This window comes from Kitasatospora sp. NPDC058243, assembly GCF_042882025.1.
Taxonomy (GTDB): domain Bacteria; phylum Actinomycetota; class Actinomycetes; order Streptomycetales; family Streptomycetaceae; genus Kitasatospora.
The window spans coordinates 91,505-110,444 of the sequence record NZ_JBHVWW010000009.1; the positions used below are offsets into that span (position 1 = coordinate 91,505).

Consider the following 18,940-nt stretch of genomic DNA (forward strand, 5'->3'; position numbering starts at 1 on the left):
GGTCACGGCCCGCGGCCGCCGCCCTGTCGTCACGCTCCGCGCGTCCTGTCTGTATTGTCCCAGCGCGGCGGGCAGGCGCGCCGCGCACCCGCCCCCCGCGCCGTCGGGCGTCAACCCTGCTCGGCGGAGGCCTCCGCGCTCTCGGCACCCGGACGGGCCACCAGCTCGACCTGGTCCACGGCGTTGCACCAGCGGCAGCGCACCGACTCGATCGTCTCGCTCAGCACCTCGGTCTCCTCGACCTTGGACTCGCCGGCCAGGTCGAAGTGCAGGAACTCGGTGACCCGCGCGGTGCGGGTCACGTCGAAGCGGGTGAGGTTTCCGCACAGGGTGCAGCGCCAGCGCGTCTCGGCGGTCAGGGCGGGGACGGTCATCGGGGGTCCTCTCGGGTGGTCCCTGGGTGGGCTAGGCGCTCCCCCCGGGGCCCCGGCGTCGGCGGCGGGAGGCGGGATTGCCCGCCCCAAGCCTATTGCCTGAGGCAACCATCCCGGCCACCAGTCAGGAGAACGAGCGGGCTAGTCCACCTGCCGTACAAGGCCGTGTCACACGCCCGACACGGAGGGATGCTTGGCCGCATGGCACTGACGGCCCCCGGGCACACCGACGCGCGGGGCGAACGCCCGTCCGTGCCCGCCCCGGCGGTCACCTACGCCCTGATCGCGGTCAACACCCTGGTGTTCCTGCTGGGCCCGGCCGCCGGGCTCAATCCGCTGTACGGCACCGGCCAGTCCCGGCTCTGCGCGGAGCAGCGGTACGAGCAGCGCTGGGGCGTCATCCCCGCCGAGGTGCTGGCCGGCCGCCCGCTGACCGCCGAGCAGCTGGCCCAGGCCCCCGACCCGGCCCCGGGCTGCCCGGCCGCGCCCACCCCGGCCAAGCACCCGGCGCTGTCCGTCCTCACCGGGCTCTTCGTGCACGCGGGCTGGCTGCACCTGCTGGGCAACCTGCTCTTCCTCCACGTCTTCGGCCCCACCGTCGAACAGCGGCTGGGCCGGGCCCGGTTCACCCTCTTCTACCTGGCCGCCGGCAGTCTGGCCACGTACGGCTTCGCCCTCGCCGAGGCGCACTCCCCGGGCTCCACCCGGGTGCTGATCGGAGCCTCCGGCGCGATCTCCGCCGTCCTCGGCGCCTACCTGCGCTTCCATCCGCGCGCCCGGGTGACGACGCTCGTCCCGCTGCTGCTGTTCCTGCCGCTGCGCTTCCCGGCCTGGCTGGTGCTCGGCCTCTGGTTCGCCCTGCAGTGGTGGTCGGTCCACTCGGCCGGGCCCGGGGTGGCCTATCTGGTCCACGTGATCGGCTTCGCGGCGGGCTTCCTCTACGCCTGCACGGCGGTCAGCCACCCCCCGAGACGACCCGGCTGACGCCCGATACGCTGGCGGCACCCCACAAAGGAGCCCGAACAGTGATCACCGCCATCGTCCTGATCAAGACCAGTGTCGACCGCATCCCGGAGATCGCCGAGGCCATCGCGGCCATCGAGGGCGTCAGCGAGGTGTACTCGGTTACCGGTGGCTACGACCTGGTGGCGATGGTCCGGGTGCGCCGGCACGACGATCTGGCCGCGGTCATCCCGGGCCGGCTGAACAAGGTCCCGGGCGTGGCCCACACCGAGACCCAGATCGCCTTCCGCACCTACTCCCAGCACGACCTCGAGGCCGCCTTCGCCCTCGGCCTGGACGAGTAGGCCCCTCAGCCCTGCCGACCGGGCCCCTCAGCCCTGCCGACGCCCCCGGTCGACCTCCACGGTGGCGACGCAGCGTCCGCCCTCGTTGCGGTAGTTCCACGCGGCACCGTCCGTGACCAGCTCGCGGACGGCGGTCAGGAAGCGGTCGACGTGCTCGTCCGGGGTCCCGGCCCCGAAGCTCACCCGGATCGCGTTCAGGCTGCGCTCGCCGGGCAGCGACGGCTCGGGCGCCCCGCACTCGGAGGGGGAGACCTCTTCGTCCCCGAGCAGGGTGCGCAGCAGCGGGTGCGCACAGAACAGGCCGTCGCGGACCCCGATGCCGTACTCGGCGGACAGCGCGGCCGAGAAGTGCGAGCTGTTCCAGCCCTGGACGACGAAGGACAGCACGCCCACCCGGGCCGCCTCGGCACCGAACAGGTTCAGCACCTTGACCTGCGGGATCTCCGCCAGCCCGGCGGTCAGCCGGGCGATCAGCTGCCGCTCCCGGGCCTCCAGCGCGTCGAAGCCCGCCTCGCTCAGCGCCCGGCAGGCCGAGGCGATCGCGTAGGCGCCGATGACGTTCGGCGAGCCGGCCTCGTGCCGGGCCGGGCCGGAGTGCCACTGGACGGCCACCGAGCCGTCGGTCTCCCGGGCCACCGTCCGGGTCGCCCCGCCGCCGGCCAGGTACGGGTCGGCCGCGTCCAGCCAGTCCGCCCGGCCGGCCAGCACACCGGCGCCGAAGGGCGCGTAGATCTTGTGGCCGGAGAAGGCGATCCAGTCGACGTCCAGCTCGCGCACCGAGACCCGGTGGTGCGGGGCCAGCTGGGCGGCGTCCAGCACCACCCGGGCGCCGTGCCGGTGCGCGGTCCCGGTCAGCTCGGCGACCGGCCACAGCTCGCCGGTCACGTTGGAGGCTCCGGTGACGCAGAGCAGCTTGGGGCCCTCGGGCGCCTCGGCGAGCGCGGCGTCCAGGGCGGCGACCGCCTCGGCGTGCGAGCGCGGCGCGCGCAGGTAGTGGACGTCGAGCCCGGCGTGCGCCCAGGGCAGCAGCGAGGCGTGGTGCTCGGTCTCGAAGGCGAACACCCGGGTCCCGGCCGGGACGGCCGAGGCGAGCAGGTTCAGCGAGTCGGTGGTGGCCCGTGTGAAGACCACCTGGTCGCCCTCACGCAGGTCGAGGAACTCGGCGACGGTGCGGCGGCTCTGCTCGAACAGGTCGGTGGACAGCTGGGAGAGGTACCCGGCGCCGCGGTGCACGCTGCCGTAGTAGGGGGCGTAGGCGGAGACGTCGTCCCAGACCCGCTGGAGCGCCGGGGAGCTGGCCGCGTAGTCGAGGGCCGCGTACCCGACCTTCTCGCCGCTGGCGAGCGGGACCTGGACGTCGTGGCCGAGGACGGCGAGGGGGGCGCAGAGTTCAACACGAGGCTGCCGCGCGGAGCGCGTCGAGACAAGGGTGGCGGCGGGCGACGGGTGGGAGATCGACATGAGGATGCACTCCTTCTGGGGGTGTGGGACCCCGGGAGTACTAGTCGTCGGGCGTCCGCGCTTGCCGCACGGACGATTCGCCGAGCGACCCGGTCCTCACCCAGGGCACCCCGCCACGGACGGAGGGTTGCCGGACAGCAAGCTGGGGCTTGACGCTGTCACTCATGACCTGGCCAAGACTCTAGGTCGCGCCCAGCGAGTGGTCAAACAGGCATCCACCATCCGGACAGCCGAGGAGCCCGCGCCGACGTTGCGGCACGGGCTCCCAAGTACCGCCTCACATCCGGCTGGTGGCCTCCGACCAACGCCGCAGCAGCTCCTGCGCCGCGCCCGAATCGATGGCCTGCTCCGCCCGCGCCATGCCGGCCGCGAGCTGTTCGGTGAGCGGCGCCTCGCCCAGGTCGAGCGCGACCAGCGCCGCCGCCGTGTTCATCAGGACGGCGTCCCGTACGGCCCCGCGCTCGCCCGCCAGCAGCCGACGCGCGACCTCGGCGTTGTACGAGGGGTCCGCCCCGCGCAGCGCCTCGATGCCGACCAGCTCGACGCCGACGTCCCGCGGGTCGAAGGTGGTCTCGGTGACGGTCCCGTCCCGCACGATCCACACCTGCGAGGTGGTGGTGATGGTCAGCTCGTCCAGGCCGTCGTCGCCCCGGAAGACCAGGCCGGTCGAGCCGCGCCGGGCGAGCACGCCGGCGATCAGTGCGGCGAGCCGGGTGTCGAAGCAGCCGATCGCGTGCGAGGTGACCTTGGCCGGGTTGGTCAGCGGGCCGAGGATGTTGAACGCGGTCGGCACCCCGAGGTCGCGCCGGGCGGTGGCGGCGTGCCGCATCGACGGGTGGAACTTGGCCGCGAAGCAGAAGGTCAGCCCGACCTCCTCGGCGATCTCGGCGACCCGCCGGGCCGACAGGTCGAGGCGGACGCCGAGCTTCTCCAGCACGTCCGAGGAGCCGCTGGCCGAGGAGGAGGCCCGGTTCCCGTGCTTGACCACCTTGGCGCCGGCCGCGGCCGCGACGATCGCCGACATGGTGGAGATGTTGACGGTCTTGGCCCGGTCCCCGCCGGTGCCGACGATGTCCACGGCCGGGCCGGGGATGTCCAGCGGCTCGGCGTGCGCGTACATCGCGTCCACCAGGCCGGTGATCTCGTCGACCGTCTCGCCCTTGGCCCGCAGCGCCACCATGAACCCGGCCACCTGGACGGGGGACGCCTCGCCGCTCATGATCCGGTCCATCGCCCACGCGGTGGCCGAGCGGTCGAGGTCCTCCCCCTTCAACAGCGCCGCCAGGACGTCCGGCCAGGTGCGGACCACCTGCGCGGGTGCGGTACCACCGTTCGCAGGGTTCACGTTCACCATGGCTGACTCCAGCTGTTGTCGGGTTCCCCGCGTCGGGGGGACGTCCGTACGGATGGAGTCAGCCTATCGACCAGTCGGGTTCCCGCGGCGGCGTCTTCTCTAGTCGTGAGACGGCACCGCTCAGCGGCTGACGGGCGCCCGCTTGGCCAGCCGTGCCCGCAGCAGGGTGGCGACCGCGCCGGCCAGCGCCACCGGGTCCACCGGGCGGGAGATCGCGGCGTCGGCCCGGCTCCAGGCGGCCAGCCAGGAGTCCTGCGGCCGGCCGATCAGCACCAGCACCGGCGGGCAGCCGTAGATCTCGTCCTTGAGCTGGCGGCCGAGCCCGAGCCCGCCGGCCGGCACCGCCTCGCCGTCCAGGATGCAGAGGTCCACGCCGCCCTTCTCCAGTGCCTTCAGCACCGCCGGGGTGGTCGCGCACTCCAGGTAGGACAGTTCCGGAAGGTCCTCGACGGGCCGGCGGCCGAGTGCCGTCAGCACCTGCTCGCGGGTGTTGCGGTCATCGCTGTAGACGAGGACGGTGAGCGTCTCGTCGGTCGTGTACGCCATGGGCCCTGCTCCCTCAAGTGTGATCCGGACCACGTTCGCCTGATCCGGATGCTACTCCCGATCACCCGTCGCCGAGTCCCCCTCGCGGACCTTCCTCCTCAAGCCGCCGCGCCCGCGACTCACCCGCCCGGAGGACGGCCCGTCACCCGGACCCGTCCAGACCACCCGTACGGCCGATAAGGGGCCCGCGCATTACCCCCGGAGGCTCCGCCAAGCGTGCAACGACGCGCTGGGCAACGGGGTCGCGGGCCCCTTCGAGGAACCGTCAGAAAAGGGACACGCCGCTGCTCAGCCGCCATTGGGGTCCCCCACCGCCCCTCAGGGGGGCATACCGCACGCACCGGACACTCCGAGGGACACCCCCCGGCGTGAAGACGGAATAAGGGACCGACATAATGTCCGTCGTGGCGACAGCAACAGCAGTAGAAACCGGGCACGCGCACGGATCGGTCAACCGGCCGAACATGGTCAGCGTCGGAACGATCGTCTGGCTCAGTTCCGAGTTGATGTTCTTCGCGGCCCTCTTCGCGATGTACTTCACGCTCCGCTCCGTCAAGGGAGCCGAGTTCTGGACCGAGAAGGCGCACGCCCTCAACGTGCCCTTCTCCTCGGTCAACACCACGATCCTGGTGCTCTCCTCGCTGACCTGCCAGCTCGGCGTGTTCGCTGCCGAGCGCGGGGACGTGAAGAAGCTCCGCTCGTGGTTCGTCATCACCTTCGTGATGGGCGCGATCTTCATCGGCGGCCAGATCTTCGAGTACACCGAGCTGGTCAAGAAGGACGGCCTCTCGCTGTCCTCCGACCCGTACGGCACGGTGTTCTACCTGACCACCGGCTTCCACGGTCTGCACGTGACGGGTGGTCTGATCGCCTTCCTGCTGGTCCTGGGACGGACGTACGCAGCCAAGCGCTTCACGCACGAGCAGGCCACCGCCGCGATCGTCGTGTCGTACTACTGGCACTTCGTCGACGTCGTGTGGATCGGCCTGTTCGCGACCATCTACCTGATCAAGTAACCAGCTGATCAGGTCGCTGGCCACCGGCTTCGGTCCCCGCCCTCACCGGCGTCGGGCCGATTCTGCCGGTGGGCGACGCTCCCACCGACCGACCGCGCGCGCAGCCCTAGACAGGCAGCCTCGTGCCGGCCAGACCGGCCGCCGGGTGCACCCACCAGTCGACCAGATCCTGACACCGGGGTTATTCCGTGAAAAAGCTCTCCGCACGACGGCGCCACCCATTGGCGGCGCTGGTCGTCCTACTTCTCGCCCTGGCGGCAACCGGGGGGCTGTACGCCGCGTTCGCGCCCGCCGACAAGGCGCAGGCCGACGTCGCCGCGCAGTCGCTCGCGATCGATGAGGGCAAGAAGCTCTTCGCCGTGGGCTGCTCCTCGTGCCACGGCCTGAACGGCCAGGGCAGCAGCGACGGTCCGAGCCTGGTCGGCGTCGGCTCCGCCTCTGTCGACTTCCAGGTCGGTACCGGCCGCATGCCGGCCCAGCAGCCCGGCGCCCAGGTGCCGCGCAAGAAGAACATCTACTCGCAGGCGGAGATCGACCAGCTCGCCGCCTTCGTCGCTTCGCTCGGCCCCGGCCCGGTGACGCCGACCCCGGAGCAGTACACCTCGACCAACCCGGACGACATCTCCAAGGGTGGCGAGCTGTTCCGCACCAACTGCGCCCAGTGCCACAACTTCGCCGGCCAGGGCGGTGCCCTGACCAAGGGCAAGTACGCCCCGTCGCTGGAGGGCGTGGACGCCAAGCACATCTACGAGGCCATGCAGACCGGCCCGCAGAACATGCCGTCGTTCCCGGACACCACCATGCCCGAGGAGCAGAAGAAGCAGATCGTGGCCTTCGTCCGCCACACCACCTCCGATGAGCCCAACCCCGGTGGTCTCACGCTCGGCAGCCTCGGTCCGGTGACCGAGGGTCTGTTCGGCTGGATCTTCGGTCTCGGCACGCTCATCGCGGTCGCGATCTGGGTCGCCGCCCACACCACCAAGGCCAAGAAGTCATGAGCCACGACATGTCAGAAGAGAAGCTGCCGGAGTCACACGGCTCCGCCGGTGACGTCGCCGCACACGGCGACCCGTTCGCCGACCCGGGCCTTCCGGCCCACGAGCCCCGCCGCACCGACATCGACGAGCGGGCCGCCCAGCGGGCCGAGCGCCAGGTCTCGCTGATGTTCGTGGTCTCGATGCTCGCCACCATCGGCTTCATCGCCTCGTACGTGGCCATCGACCCGGACAAGATCGTCTACATCTTCCCGCTCGGTCACGTCAGCGCGCTGAACTTCGCGCTCGGCATGACCCTGGGCGTCGCGCTGTTCATGATCGGCGCGGGTGCGGTCCACTGGGCCCGCACGCTGATGTCGGACGTCGAGCTGCCGGCCGAGCGCCACCCGATCGAGGCTGACGACGAGGTCCGCGCGGACGTCATCGAGCAGTTCAAGACCGGTGCCGCCGAGTCCGGCTTCGGCCGCCGCAAGATGATCCGCAACACCCTCATCGGCTCCATGGCGCTGGTCCCGCTCTCCGGCGTGGTCCTGCTCCGCGACCTCGGGCCGCTGCCCGAGAAGAAGCTGAAGGAGACGGGCTGGAACGAGGCGACCCCGGCCCAGCCCCTGCAGCTCATCAACATGAACACCAACCTGCCGATGAAGGCCGAGGACATCGTCATCGGCTCGCTGACCTTCGCCATGCCCGAGGGTCTGCACGTCCACGACGAGGACTTCCAGCAGGCGATCGCCAAGGACGCCCTGATGCTGGTGCGCATCGCACCGGACGACATCAAGGACGACCGGTCGCGGGAGAAGGGCTTCGAGGGCATCCTCGCCTACTCCAAGATCTGCACCCACGTCGGCTGCCCGATCAGCCTGTACGAGCAGCAGACCCACCACGCGCTCTGCCCCTGCCACCAGTCGACCTTCGACCTGGCGGACGGCGCGCGCGTGATCTTCGGCCCGGCCGGCCACCCGCTGCCGCAGCTGAAGATCATCACTGACGAGAAGGGCTACCTGGTCGCCACCGGCGACTTCGACGAGCCCGTCGGCCCGAGCTACTGGGAGCGTGCTCGATGAGTACGAGCAGCACCACCGGTGCCGCCAAGCCCGCCAGCACGCGCGCCAAGCCCGCCAACAAGTGGGAGGCCGCTGCTGACTGGACGGACGGCCGGGTGGGGATCTACTCCCTCGCCAAGGCCAACCTGCGCAAGATCTTCCCGGACCACTGGTCCTTCATGCTGGGCGAGATCTGCCTCTACACGTTCGTCATCATCATCCTGACCGGTGTCTACCTGACGCTGTTCTTCAAGCCGTCGATGGCCGAGGTCGTCTACAACGGCTCGTACGTGCCGCTCAAGGGCATCGGGATGTCCGAGGCGTACGCCTCGACGGTGGACATCAGCTTCGAGGTCCGCGGCGGTCTGCTGATCCGGCAGATCCACCACTGGGCCGCCCTGGTCTTCGTGGCCGCGATGCTCGTGCACATGATGCGCGTGTTCTTCACCGGCGCGTTCCGCAAGCCGCGTGAGATCAACTGGGTCTTCGGCTTCCTGCTGCTGATCCTGGGCATGTTCGACGGCTTCTTCGGCTACTCGCTGCCGGACGACCTGCTGTCGGGTACCGGTATCCGGTTCATGGAAGGCGCGATCCTCGCCGTCCCGCTGGTCGGCACCTACATCCAGATGTTCCTGTTCGGGGGCGAGTTCCCCGGCCACGACATCGTGCCGCGCTTCTTCACGATCCACGTGCTGCTGATCCCGGGCATCATGCTCGGCCTGCTGGTGGCGCACCTGATCCTGGTCTTCTACCACAAGCACACCCAGTGGGCGGGCCCGGGCAAGACCGAGAAGAACGTCGTCGGCATGCCGCTGATGCCGGTCTACATGGCCAAGGCCGGTGGCTTCTTCTTCCTGGTGTTCGGTCTGATCGCCGCCATCTCGGCGATCGCCACGATCAACCCGATCTGGGCGTACGGCCCGTACCGCCCGGACCAGGTGTCCACGGACGCCCAGCCCGACTGGTACATGGGCTTCTCCGAAGGCCTGATCCGCGTCATGCCGGGCTGGGAGGTCGGCCTGTGGGGCCACACCCTGAACCTGGGTGTCTTCATCCCGCTGATGATCTTCCCGCTGGTCCTGGTCTCGATCGCGGTCTACCCGTTCATCGAGGGCTGGATCACCGGCGACAAGCGCGAGCACCACATCCTGGACCGCCCGCGCAACGCGCCCGTCCGCACCGCGCTCGGCGCCGCCTGGATCAGCCTGTACCTGGTGCTGCTGGTCGGTGGCGGCAACGACCTGTTCGCCACCCACCTGCACCTGTCGATCAACTCGATCACCTACTTCGTCCGCGTCGGCTTCTTCGCGGTGCCGGTCATCACCTTCATCATCACCAAGCGCTGGTGCCTCGGCCTCCAGCGCCGGGACAAGGAGAAGGTGCTGCACGGCCGCGAGACGGGCGTCATCAAGCGCCTGCCGCACGGCGAGTTCGTCGAGGTGCACGCCCAGCTGCCGCAGAAGGACCTGTACAAGCTCACCGCGCACGAGCAGGTCCAGCCGGTCGAGCTGCCGGCCCAGACGGACGAGAACGGCGTGGCCAGCAAGGCCGGCCTGATCGGCCGCACCCGGGCCAAGCTGTCCCGCGGCTTCTACGGCGGCGGCGCCCAGATCCCCAAGCCGACCTCCGAGGAGCACCACGAGATCACCAGCGGCCACGGCCACCACTGATCCCGTACGCCCCGCAGCGTCACACCCGAGGGCCGCTGACCAGAGTTCTTCTGGTCGGCGGCCCTCGGGCTTTCCCGTCCCCCGTCCGCACCCTCCAGGAGCTCCCGTGCAGCTGTCCGTCGACCCCGCCGCCGCCACTCCCCCGTACGAGCAGATCCGGGCCCAGATCGCCGAGCGGGCCCGTTCCGGCGAACTGCCTACCGGGCTGCGGCTGCCCACCGTCCGGGCCCTGGCCGAGGAGCTGGGGCTGGCCGCCGGGACGGTCGCCCGGGCGTACCGGGAACTGGAGGCGGACGGCGTGGTGGAGACCCACGGCCGGCGCGGCACGCTGATCGCGGCCACCGGCGACACCGCGCACCGGCTGGCCGCCGCGGCCGCCGCCGAGTACGCCGAGCGGGCGACCCGGCTCGGGCTCCCGCGGGCGGACGCGCTGGCCGCCGTCGACGCCGCCCTGCGGCTGGCCTACCAGGAGGCCTGAGGAGGCGCTCCAGGGGCCCTCAGGCCTCCGGGCGGATCATCCCCGAGGCGTGGGCCTGGGAGGACGGCACGGTGGTGCTGACGGGCTGTCCGAGGGCGCTGTGCTTGATCCAGTCCGTCCAGGAGATGTTCCAGTCCCCGAAGCCGTTGCCGAAGGGCTCCATGGTGGCGCCGCGGCTGTTCACCACCGTCACCAGGTCCCCCACCCTGGTGTTCTGGAAGTACCACTTGGCGTTCTCGGTGCTCATGCCGGTACAGCCGTGGCTGACGTTCTCCAGGCCCTGCGAGCGGACCGACCAGGGCGCCGCGTGGACGTACTCGCCGCTCCAGGTGACCCGGGTGGCCCACTCCACGTTGAGGTCGTAGAACTCCGAGCTCCCGGCCTTTATCCCGATCGTCTCGCCGTTCATCCGGACGGACCGCTCCTGGCCGAGCACCACCTTGACGCCGTTGCGGGTGTCGAATCCGGGCTTGCCGGTGGTCACCGGGATGCTCCGGAGCAGCTCGCCGTCACGGCTGAGGGTGAGCAGGTGGGCGGCCGCGTCGACCACCGTCTCGACCCGTGCGCCGATCCGCAGGCCCAGCGTGCTGCGGTCGCCGCCGTAGAGGCCGTCCGCGATCCGGACGCCGGTGCCGTCGAAGGCCAGCGAGACGGTGGTGCCGGCCGGCCAGTACTCCTGCGGGCGGAAGTGCAGTTCCTTGTCGCCCACCCAGTACCAGGCGCCGGTGACGGCGGGCTGGGAGCTGACGGTCAGGACGCGCTCGACCTCCTGGCGGGCCTGCGGGTCCTGCACCGCCTCGGAGAGCTGCACGGTGAGCGGCTGGCCGACGCCGTAGATGCCGCTGCCGGAGGAGTCCGGGCCCAGCTTGGCGGTGAGCAGGCGCTGGGCGGCGAGGGTGCTGAAGTCCGCCGTGGTGTCGCCGCGGCCGCCCTTGCCGTCGTCGGCGGCGATCCGCACCGAGTAGTCGGTGTCGGCCTTCAGCCGGCCGGTGGTCTGCCAGCTGCGCTGGTCCTCGGCGAGCTGACCGGCCACCACCCGGCCGTCCGGGCCGGTCACGGTGACGTCGGTGAGCCGGCTGCCGGGCACGGACGTCACCGTGACCGGTTTGGAGGGGTCGACCTTGCCCTCGCCCTCGGCCGAGAGATGGACGAGCACGGCCGCGTCGATCCGGTGGGGGCCGACCGCCTCGCCGCCGCCGGACGAGCAGGCGGCCAGCGGGGCCAGTACTGCGAGGGTCAGCGAGATGCCGCCGATACCTGCGATTCCGCGCCTGTCGGCCATGAAACGCCTCCGAGGGTCCGCACGATTGCTCAGATCGTAGGAACGAGGCCCGCCGAAGCGACATCGGAGCGCCCCCGCGTTCACCCGGGTGAGTGAGTTCGTCACCCTGGAGACGCAACGGGGCCGGTCCTCCCCGTGCGGGAGGACCGGCCCTGTCGTCGTCGGCGGAACCCGGGAACCTACTGGTTCTGGTTCTCGCCCCGGTAGAACTCGAAGACCCAGCCGAAGAGGCCGATCAGGATGATCGGGATCGACCAGAACAGCAGCCACCAGCCGAAGATCACTCCGAGGAACGCCAGCGAGCCGCCGATCGCCAGGGAGAGCGGCTGCCAGCTGTGCGGGGCGAAGAAGCCCAGCTCGCCGGCGTCGTCCGCCACCTCGGCCTCGGGGTTGTCACCCGCGCCGCTGTCCACCCGGCGGGCGGTGAAGGCGAGGTAGTACCCGATGAAGGCGCAGAGCGCGAAGGCGAGGAACAGCGCCGTGGTGCCGGCCGCCTCGATCCCGTGCTCCGAGTGGTTGGTCCACAGGCCGTAGGTGACGGCCATCGCGAGGACGAAGACCGCCAGCCCGAGGAAGATCTTTCCCTGTTCCTTCATCAGGCGTCGCCCTCCTTCTTGCCCTTGTCCAGCTTCGGGGCGTCGTACTTCGCCGGGGTCACGCCGGCGAGGTGCTTGGCCGGCTCACCGTGGTTCTCCAGGTAGTCCAGCGCGGCGATCTCCGGGTGGTGGAGGTCGAAGGCCGGGGATTCGGAGCGGATCCGGGGCAGGGTGAGGAAGTTGTGCCGCGGCGGCGGGCAGGAGGTCGCCCACTCCAGCGAGCGGCCGTAGCCCCACGGGTCGTCGACCTCGACCTTCTCGCCGTACTTGGCCGTCTTCCACACGTTGTAGAGGAACGGCAGCATCGAGGCGCCGAGCACGAACGAGCCGATGGTCGAGACGGTGTTCAGCGTGGTGAAGCCGTCCGAGGCCAGGTAGTCGGCGTAGCGGCGGGGCATGCCCTCCGCGCCGAGCCAGTGCTGGACCAGGAAGGTGGTGTGGAAGCCGAAGAACAGCGTCCAGAAGGTGATCTTGCCGAGGCGCTCGTCCAGCATCTTGCCGGTCATCTTCGGCCACCAGAAGTGGAAGCCGGCGAACATCGCGAAGACGACGGTGCCGAAGACCACGTAGTGGAAGTGGGCGACGACGAAGTACGAGTCCGAGACGTGGAAGTCGATCGGCGGGGAGGCCAGCAGCACACCGGTCAGACCACCGAAGAGGAAGGTGACCAGGAAGCCGACCGTCCAGAGCATCGGCGTCTCGAAGCTCAGCGAGCCCTTCCACATGGTGCCGACCCAGTTGAAGAACTTCACACCGGTCGGGACCGCGATCAGGAAGGTCATGAAGGAGAAGAACGGCAGCAGCACCTGCCCGGTGACGTACATGTGGTGCGCCCACACCGTCACCGACAGACCGGCGATCGCGATGGTGGCCGCGATCAGGCCGGAGTAGCCGAACATCGGCTTGCGGCTGAAGACCGGGATGATCTCCGACACGATGCCGAAGAACGGCAGCGCGATGATGTACACCTCGGGGTGGCCGAAGAACCAGAACAGGTGTTGCCACAGCATCGCCCCGCCGTTGGCGGGATCGAATACGTGGGCCCCGAATTTACGGTCCGCCTCCAGGGCGAACAGCGCGGCGGCCAGGACCGGGAAGGCCAGCAGGACCAGCACGGCGGTCAGCAGGACGTTCCAGACGAAGATCGACATCCGGAACATCGTCATGCCGGGGGCGCGCATGCAGATGATCGTGGTGATGAAGTTGACCGCACCGAGGATCGTGCCGAAGCCGGAGAAGGCCAGGCCCATGATCCACATGTCGGCGCCGACGCCCGGCGAACGGACCGCGTCCGACAGCGGGGAGTAGGCGAACCAGCCGAAGTTGGCCGCGCCGTTCGGGGTCAGGAAGCCCGCCACCGCGATGGTCGAGCCGAAGAGGTACAGCCAGTACGCGAACATGTTCAGACGCGGGAACGCCACGTCCGGGGCGCCGATCTGGAGCGGCATGATCCAGTTCGCGAAGCCGGCGAACAGCGGCGTCGCGAACATCAGCAGCATGATCGTGCCGTGCATCGTGAACGCCTGGTTGAACTGCTCGTTCGACAGGATCTGGGTCCCGGGACGAGCCAGCTCGGCGCGCATGACCAGCGCGAGGATGCCGCCGATCAGGAAGAAGGCGAACGACGTGCCCAGGTACAGGGTGCCGATCGTCTTGTGGTCGGTGGTGGTCAGCCACTTGATGATGGTCGAACCCGGCTTGCGGGTCCGCTGCGCCCCGACCGTGACGGCCCCGGCGCCCCCGCCGGCCGCGGCGGGCTCGTTGAGGATGGTCACTTCTCTTCACTTCCCATGGTCGTGATGCCGGAGGGCAACGCGCCGGTCTGGCCCTTGGCCCGGAGGTCCGCCAGGTGCTTGTCGTAGTCGGCGCGGTCGACGACCTTGACGTTGAACAGCATGCGCGAGTGGTCGACGCCACAGAGCTCCGCGCACTTGCCCATGTACTCGCCCTTGACGGTGGGGGTGACCTCGAACCTGTTCACCACGCCCGGCACGACGTCCATCTTCATCATGAAGTTGACGGGCCAGAAGTCGTGGATGACGTCACGCGAGGTCAGCCGGAACTGCACCGACTCGTTGACCGGCAGCCAGAGAGTCGGAACGTCCCTGGGCGTACCGACGTCGTACGCGGCGTCCTTGTTGGCCGGGTCGGGGTTCTCGGTGTTCTCGTAGTTGAACGCCCAGCTCCACTGGAAGCCGACCACGTTGACCGTGTGCTGCGGCTTCTCGGAGACGGCGATCAGCTTCGACTCGTCGCGGGCGACGAAGTAGAAGAGCACCGACACGATGATGATGGGGACCGCGGTGTAGAGCGCCTCGATGGGCACGTTGTACCGGGTCTGCGGGGGGACCTCCACGCCGGTGCGGCTGCGCCGGTGGAAGATCACGCTCCAGATGATCAGACCCCACATCAGTACGCCGACCACCAGCGCCGCGATCCAGGAGCCCTGCCACATCTGGAGGACCATCGGCCCTTCCTTGGTGACGGGGCTCGGGAGGCCAAGCCTGGGGAGGTCGTTGGCCGAGCAGCCGGTGGCGGTCGCGATGACGAGGCCCAGTGCCAGCGCCTGAGGCAGCTTCCGCCGCATCGTGCGCCGCGGCGAGCGGTCGGAGCCGTTGGGACTCACGTAGCGCCTTCCCGAAGTCTCGCCCGCCTTCGCGTCGCCCCGCGGAGGATTGTGAGCCTCCCCGGCGACCCGTCCACGGGCACGGTTTGAATGCTTATGCGGGCCAAACCCTACTCCAGCCTTATGCGCTCCTGACGGGCAGCCCCCGGTAACGCGCCGCCCGGTCGCCCGATCAGGCCCGGCAGGGGCTGCGTCGCAGGTCATCGTAGGCATTCGAGGTCCTTACGCCCGATCGGGGGATGACCTCGAACTACGCGGGTGACGGTCCGTCGGACGCGGACGAAGCGGACATTCGGGGTGATCGACTGACGGCCGGTAAGCGATGTCGTCGGACCGGAACGGCTCCGGGTGTGTCGTTAAATGTGACCGTGTACTTCGATGCGGCCTCGACGGCTCCTCTGCACCCCGTCGCACGGCAGGCGCTGACCGCCGCCCTGGACGAGGGCTGGGCCGATCCGGCCCGGCTGTACCGCTCCGGCCGGCAGGCCCGGATGCTGTTGGACGCCGCCCGCGAGACGGTGGCCGAGGCCCTGGGCGCCCGGGCGGACGAGATCTCCTTCACCGCGAGCGGGACGCAGGCGGTGCAACTCGGCATGCTGGGCGCGCTGGCCGGCCACCGGCGGCGCGGCGGCCACCTGGTGCACTCGGCGGTCGAGCACTCCAGCGTGCTGCACGTCGCCGAGCGTCAGGAGGCGGGCGGGGGCACCGTCTCGGTGGTGCCGGTGGACCGCGCCGGCCGGGTCGACCCGGACGTGTTCGCCGCGCTGCTGCGCGCGGACACCGCGCTGGCCGTCCTGCAGAGCGCCAACCACGAGGTGGGGACGGTCCAGCCGGTCGGCGAGGTCGCCGGACACTGCCGCGAGGCCGGTGTCCCGCTGCTGGTCGACGCGGCGCAGAGCGTCGGGCGGATGGACGTCCCGGCCGGCTGGTCGCTGCTGACCGCCAGCGCGCACAAGTGGGGCGGGCCGCCCGGCGTCGGGGTGCTGGCGGTGCGCAAGGGCGTCCGGTACGCCTCGCCGCTGCCGGCCGACGAACGCGAGGGCGGGCGGGTGCCCGGCTACGTCAACGTCCCGGCGATCGTCGCCGCGGCCGCCTCGCTGCGGGCCGTCCGGGCCGAGGCCGCGCGGGAGAACGCCCGGCTCCACGCGCTGGTGGAGCGCATCCGGGCCCGGGTGCCGCAGCTGGTGCCCGAGGTGGAGGTGGTCGGCGACCCGGTGCGGCGGCTGCCGCACATCGTCACCTTCTCCTGCCTGTACGTGGACGGCGAGGTGCTGCTCACCGAACTGGACCGGGCGGGCTTCGCGGTCTCCTCCGGCTCCTCCTGCACCTCCTCCACCCTGACGCCGAGCCATGTGCTGGCCGCGATGGGGGTGCTCACCGAGGGGAACGTCCGGGTCTCGCTGCCGCCCGGGACGGCCGAGGCCGACGTCGAACGCTTCCTCACCGTGCTGCCGGAGCTGGTCGCGGGCGTCCGGGCGCCGCTCGGGCTGGACCTGCCGGCCCCGGAGCCGGAGCCGGCGGCCGGGCCCCTGCTGGTGATCGACGCGCTGGGCAAGCGCTGCCCGCTGCCGGTGATCGAGCTGGCGAAGCGGATCGGCGAGGTGCCGGAGGGCGGCACGGTCGCCGTGCTCGCGGACGACGAGGCGGCCCGGCTGGACATCCCGGCCTGGTGCGGGATGCGCGGTCAGGAGTACGCGGGCGAGGCCCCGGCCGCCGACTACGGCGGCGACCGGGGCTCGGCCTACCTCGTCGTCCGGCGGACTACTTGACCAGGTGCGCGCGGACGTCCGCGGCGGCCTCGGCGCCGTAGGCGTCCTCGAAGCGCTTCAGGAAGGCGGTCGGGCGCAGCTCGTACTCCTGGGTGCCGACGGTCTCGATCACCAGGGTGGCGAGCATGCAGCCGAGCTGGGCGGCGCGCTCCAGGTCGAGCTGCCAGGACAGGCCGGTCAGGAAGCCGGCCCGGAAGGCGTCGCCGACGCCGGTCGGGTCGACCTTCGCCTCCTCGGCGGCGCAGCCGACCAGGATCGCCGCCTCGCCCTTGCGCTCGATCCGCACGCCCTTGCTGCCCAGGGTGGTGATCCGGGTGCCGACCCGGGTGAGGATCTCCTCGGCGTCCCAGCCGGTCTTGCTCTCGATCAGTGCGGCCTCGTACTCGTTGGTGAAGAGGTACGCGGCGCCGTCGACGATGTCGCGGATGTCGTCGCCGTCCAGGCGGGCCAGCTGCTGGGAGGGGTCGGCGGCGAAGGCGAAGCCCCGGGTGCGGCACTCCTGGGTGTGGCGGACCATGCCCTGCGGGTCGTCGGCACCGATCAGGACGAGGTCGAGGCCGCCGACGCGGTCGGCGATCGGCTTGAGCTCGATGTTGCGGGCCTCCGCCATGGCACCGGTGTAGAACGAGGCGATCTGGTTGTGGTCCTCGTCCGTGGTGCACATGAAGCGGGCGGTGTGCCGGGTCTCGGAGATGTGGACGGAGTTGCAGTCCACGTTGTTGCGCTCCAGCCAGCTGCGGTACTCGGCGAAGTCCGCGCCGGCCGCGCCGACCAGGATCGGGCGGAGCCCGAGCACGCCCATGCCGAACGCGATGTTCGGCGCGACTCCGCCGCGGCGGATGTCCAGGGTGTCGACCAGGAAGGACAGCGACACGGTGTGCAGCTGCTCGGCGACGAGCTGGTCGGCGAACCGACCGGGGAACGTCATCAGGTGGTCGGTGGCGATCGAGCCGGCGACGGCGATACGCACGGGAGGTCTCCTCAGGATGGCTGCGGGGCCAACGGGCAAGCACGGGTGAACCCACACACGGTACCGGGCTCGGGGCGGGCGGCAGCAAGACCGCCGCAATCCGCCGGCCCGCAGTGCCATCGTGGCACCCGTCACCGTCGAACGTGTACTACCTCCGGGTAGCACTGGTGGGTGGGCCGAACCCCGGCCTAGGGTCGGCAGCAGGGGCCCCGCCGAGCCGGGCGGGCCCCGTCGTCGACCGTGGCAGTGCGGCCACGGCCATGGATCGGAGCGATGCCCGATGATGCCCAGCCACGCCCCGCTGTCCGCCCTCCGGACCGAAGCCGACGGCGAGAGCCTCGACGCGCTGGTGAGTTCGTCCCGGCGGCTGCGCCGGTTCTGGCCGCTGCTGGCGACCGGTCCCGAGCCGGCCGCGCCCGCCCGGGAGGGGTTCCGGGTGCCGTCCGACGCGCAGCGGCTGGTCGCCGGGATGGCCGAGTACGGCATGTGACCCGGCGCCCGCCCCGGCCCGGGGCGGGTGGAACCGGATCCGACCGGGTCACGTCACATCCGCGCGGAGCGGCCGAGCGGGCGGCACCGCTGAGCCCTCGGGAGGATGTGCAGATGGACCTGGAGACGATGCCCCGGCGCGGTCGGCGGGCGGTGGCCCTGGCGGGCCTGGCGCTGGCGGCGGTGGTGACGGTGGCCGGGTGCAACGGGGACGGCAAGACCTCCTCGGACGCGGCGGCGGGCGGCGCGGCCACGACCTCGGCGGGCGCGAGCGCCTCCCCGGAGGCCCCGGCGTCCTCCGGCGCCCCGTCCGCGCCGGCTCCGACGGCTCCGGCGGCGAGCCCGTCGGCCACGTCGGACCAGCCCGGCCAGACGCCGCCGACCAAGTGGGCCCCCACCCCGGCCTCGCCCGCCCCCGGGCAGCCGTCGACGGCCGGCTCCGGGGGCACTCCCCCGGGCCCCGGGATCGCGGTGGGCGAGCCCGACCCGGCCGGGTCGGGGGCGCGCCCGGCGGTCTCCTACCGGGTGGACGGCAGCAACGGGCTCACCGTCTACTTCTTCGGCGGGGTCTGCCAGAAGTACGCGCTGAAGGCGGACGAGTCGCACCCCGGCCGGGTGGACGTCAGGATCGTGGTGGCGGCGCCGGTGCAGCCCGGGCAGGTCTGCAACGCGCTGGCCAAGCGGCAGTCGGTGACCGCCGATCTGCGCTCGCCGCTGGCCGGGCGGACGGTGACCGACCAGTCGAGCGGCCAGAACGTGCCGCTGGAGGCCGATCCGCACATGGGGCCGGACCCGGTCACTCCGGACGTCGCCGGCCAGTAGCCGCGACGACCCAGTAGCCGCGACAACGGTGTGGAACGCGGAGGCGGGGGCGGGGGGGGGGGCCTGGGGTGGCTTCGTCGCCGGTGGGTTCGCCGGTGTGAGGGGGGGGTGTTTGTTTCGGATCTGACGATAGGATCAGCAG

The 18,940-nt window shown here is 71.0% G+C and carries 19 protein-coding genes and 1 riboswitch; of the genes, 10 read left to right on the forward strand and 9 right to left on the reverse strand.

The features are described 5' to 3' along the window. Positions 1–110: 110 nt before the first annotated feature. A complete protein-coding gene (locus ACFVX9_RS09270; RefSeq protein WP_063347279.1) occupies positions 111–374 on the reverse strand; it encodes a hypothetical protein in 264 nt (87 codons plus the stop codon). 201 nt (positions 375–575) lie between these two features. Here ACFVX9_RS09270 and ACFVX9_RS09275 point away from each other — a divergent pair, with 201 nt between their 5' ends. Together ACFVX9_RS09275 and ACFVX9_RS09280 are read left to right on the forward strand one after the other, a co-directional pair. Then, positions 576–1,358 carry a rhomboid family intramembrane serine protease gene (locus ACFVX9_RS09275; protein ID WP_387981122.1) on the forward strand — a complete coding sequence of 261 codons (783 nt, stop codon included), beginning with the start codon at positions 576–578 and terminating at the stop codon, positions 1,356–1,358. 41 nt (positions 1,359–1,399) lie between these two features. Beyond that, positions 1,400–1,681, forward strand: coding sequence for an Lrp/AsnC ligand binding domain-containing protein (locus ACFVX9_RS09280; RefSeq protein WP_063347281.1), 282 nt, complete (start codon positions 1,400–1,402; stop codon positions 1,679–1,681). A 27-nt stretch (positions 1,682–1,708) separates the two neighbouring features. On the opposite strand, the gene ACFVX9_RS09285 is transcribed toward ACFVX9_RS09280, so the two are convergent. The 3 genes from ACFVX9_RS09285 to ACFVX9_RS09295 form a co-directional block, all read right to left on the reverse strand. Next, positions 1,709–3,142 (reverse strand): aminotransferase class V-fold PLP-dependent enzyme, encoded by a 1,434-nt coding sequence (locus ACFVX9_RS09285; protein WP_380424975.1) that lies wholly within the window; start codon positions 3,140–3,142, stop codon positions 1,709–1,711. Positions 3,143–3,194: 52 nt separating this feature from the next. Then, positions 3,195–3,312: riboswitch (SAM riboswitch) on the reverse strand. Positions 3,313–3,419: 107 nt separating this feature from the next. After that, positions 3,420–4,496 carry an anthranilate phosphoribosyltransferase gene (trpD, locus tag ACFVX9_RS09290; RefSeq protein WP_380482019.1) on the reverse strand — a complete coding sequence of 359 codons (1,077 nt, stop codon included), beginning with the start codon at positions 4,494–4,496 and terminating at the stop codon, positions 3,420–3,422. Positions 4,497–4,616: 120 nt separating this feature from the next. Beyond that, entirely contained in the window at positions 4,617–5,042 is a 426-nt protein-coding gene (locus ACFVX9_RS09295; RefSeq protein ID WP_063347283.1) for a hypothetical protein, read from the reverse strand. Positions 5,043–5,437: 395 nt separating this feature from the next. Here ACFVX9_RS09295 and ACFVX9_RS09300 point away from each other — a divergent pair, with 395 nt between their 5' ends. The 5 genes from ACFVX9_RS09300 (at position 5,438) to ACFVX9_RS09320 (ending at position 10,244) form a co-directional block, all read left to right on the forward strand. Beyond that, complete coding sequence (locus ACFVX9_RS09300; protein WP_063347284.1) at positions 5,438–6,058, forward strand: heme-copper oxidase subunit III; 621 nt, start codon at positions 5,438–5,440, stop codon at positions 6,056–6,058. Between the two features lie 188 nt (positions 6,059–6,246). Next, entirely contained in the window at positions 6,247–7,056 is an 810-nt protein-coding gene (locus tag ACFVX9_RS09305; RefSeq protein WP_063347285.1) for a c-type cytochrome, read from the forward strand. An 8-nt stretch (positions 7,057–7,064) separates the two neighbouring features. Then, the gene (locus ACFVX9_RS09310; RefSeq protein WP_063347286.1) at positions 7,065–8,117 is read left to right on the forward strand and encodes a ubiquinol-cytochrome c reductase iron-sulfur subunit; all 1,053 of its coding nucleotides are present in this window, start codon (positions 7,065–7,067) and stop codon (positions 8,115–8,117) included. Continuing rightward, positions 8,114–9,766 (forward strand): cytochrome bc complex cytochrome b subunit, encoded by a 1,653-nt coding sequence (locus tag ACFVX9_RS09315; RefSeq protein WP_387981123.1) that lies wholly within the window; start codon positions 8,114–8,116, stop codon positions 9,764–9,766. The genes ACFVX9_RS09310 and ACFVX9_RS09315 overlap by 4 nt, the downstream gene beginning before the upstream one ends. Before the next feature lie 106 nt (positions 9,767–9,872). After that, on the forward strand, positions 9,873–10,244 hold the full coding sequence (locus tag ACFVX9_RS09320) for a GntR family transcriptional regulator (protein ID WP_063347288.1): 372 nt from the start codon (positions 9,873–9,875) through the stop codon (positions 10,242–10,244). A 19-nt stretch (positions 10,245–10,263) separates the two neighbouring features. On the opposite strand, the gene ACFVX9_RS09325 is transcribed toward ACFVX9_RS09320, so the two are convergent. From ACFVX9_RS09325 to coxB, 4 genes are all read right to left on the reverse strand, one after another. Beyond that, positions 10,264–11,526 (reverse strand): Ig-like domain-containing protein, encoded by a 1,263-nt coding sequence (locus tag ACFVX9_RS09325; RefSeq protein WP_387981124.1) that lies wholly within the window; start codon positions 11,524–11,526, stop codon positions 10,264–10,266. A 179-nt stretch (positions 11,527–11,705) separates the two neighbouring features. Continuing rightward, positions 11,706–12,122, reverse strand: a complete 417-nt coding sequence (locus ACFVX9_RS09330; RefSeq protein WP_063347290.1) for a cytochrome c oxidase subunit 4 — start codon at positions 12,120–12,122, stop codon at positions 11,706–11,708. Beyond that, complete coding sequence (ctaD, locus tag ACFVX9_RS09335) at positions 12,122–13,897, reverse strand: cytochrome c oxidase subunit I (protein ID WP_387981125.1); 1,776 nt, start codon at positions 13,895–13,897, stop codon at positions 12,122–12,124. Before ctaD ends, ACFVX9_RS09330 begins: the two co-directional genes overlap by 1 nt. Further along, the gene (gene coxB, locus ACFVX9_RS09340) at positions 13,894–14,748 is read right to left on the reverse strand and encodes a cytochrome c oxidase subunit II (protein ID WP_063347292.1); all 855 of its coding nucleotides are present in this window, start codon (positions 14,746–14,748) and stop codon (positions 13,894–13,896) included. Before coxB ends, ctaD begins: the two co-directional genes overlap by 4 nt. A gap of 368 nt (positions 14,749–15,116) precedes the next feature. Between coxB and ACFVX9_RS09345 the strand changes: the two genes are divergently transcribed. Continuing rightward, a complete protein-coding gene (locus tag ACFVX9_RS09345) occupies positions 15,117–16,517 on the forward strand; it encodes an aminotransferase class V-fold PLP-dependent enzyme (RefSeq protein ID WP_363377783.1) in 1,401 nt (466 codons plus the stop codon). Here the strand turns inward: ACFVX9_RS09345 and ACFVX9_RS09350 are convergent. Continuing rightward, on the reverse strand, positions 16,510–17,487 hold the full coding sequence (locus tag ACFVX9_RS09350) for a carbohydrate kinase family protein (protein WP_063347293.1): 978 nt from the start codon (positions 17,485–17,487) through the stop codon (positions 16,510–16,512). The genes ACFVX9_RS09345 and ACFVX9_RS09350 overlap by 8 nt on opposite strands. A 280-nt stretch (positions 17,488–17,767) precedes the next feature. Between ACFVX9_RS09350 and ACFVX9_RS09355 the strand changes: the two genes are divergently transcribed. Together ACFVX9_RS09355 and ACFVX9_RS09360 are read left to right on the forward strand one after the other, a co-directional pair. Next, complete coding sequence (locus ACFVX9_RS09355; protein WP_363377787.1) at positions 17,768–17,977, forward strand: hypothetical protein; 210 nt, start codon at positions 17,768–17,770, stop codon at positions 17,975–17,977. A 113-nt stretch (positions 17,978–18,090) separates the two neighbouring features. Beyond that, the gene (locus ACFVX9_RS09360; RefSeq protein ID WP_387981126.1) at positions 18,091–18,798 is read left to right on the forward strand and encodes a hypothetical protein; all 708 of its coding nucleotides are present in this window, start codon (positions 18,091–18,093) and stop codon (positions 18,796–18,798) included. Positions 18,799–18,940 lie beyond the last annotated feature (142 nt).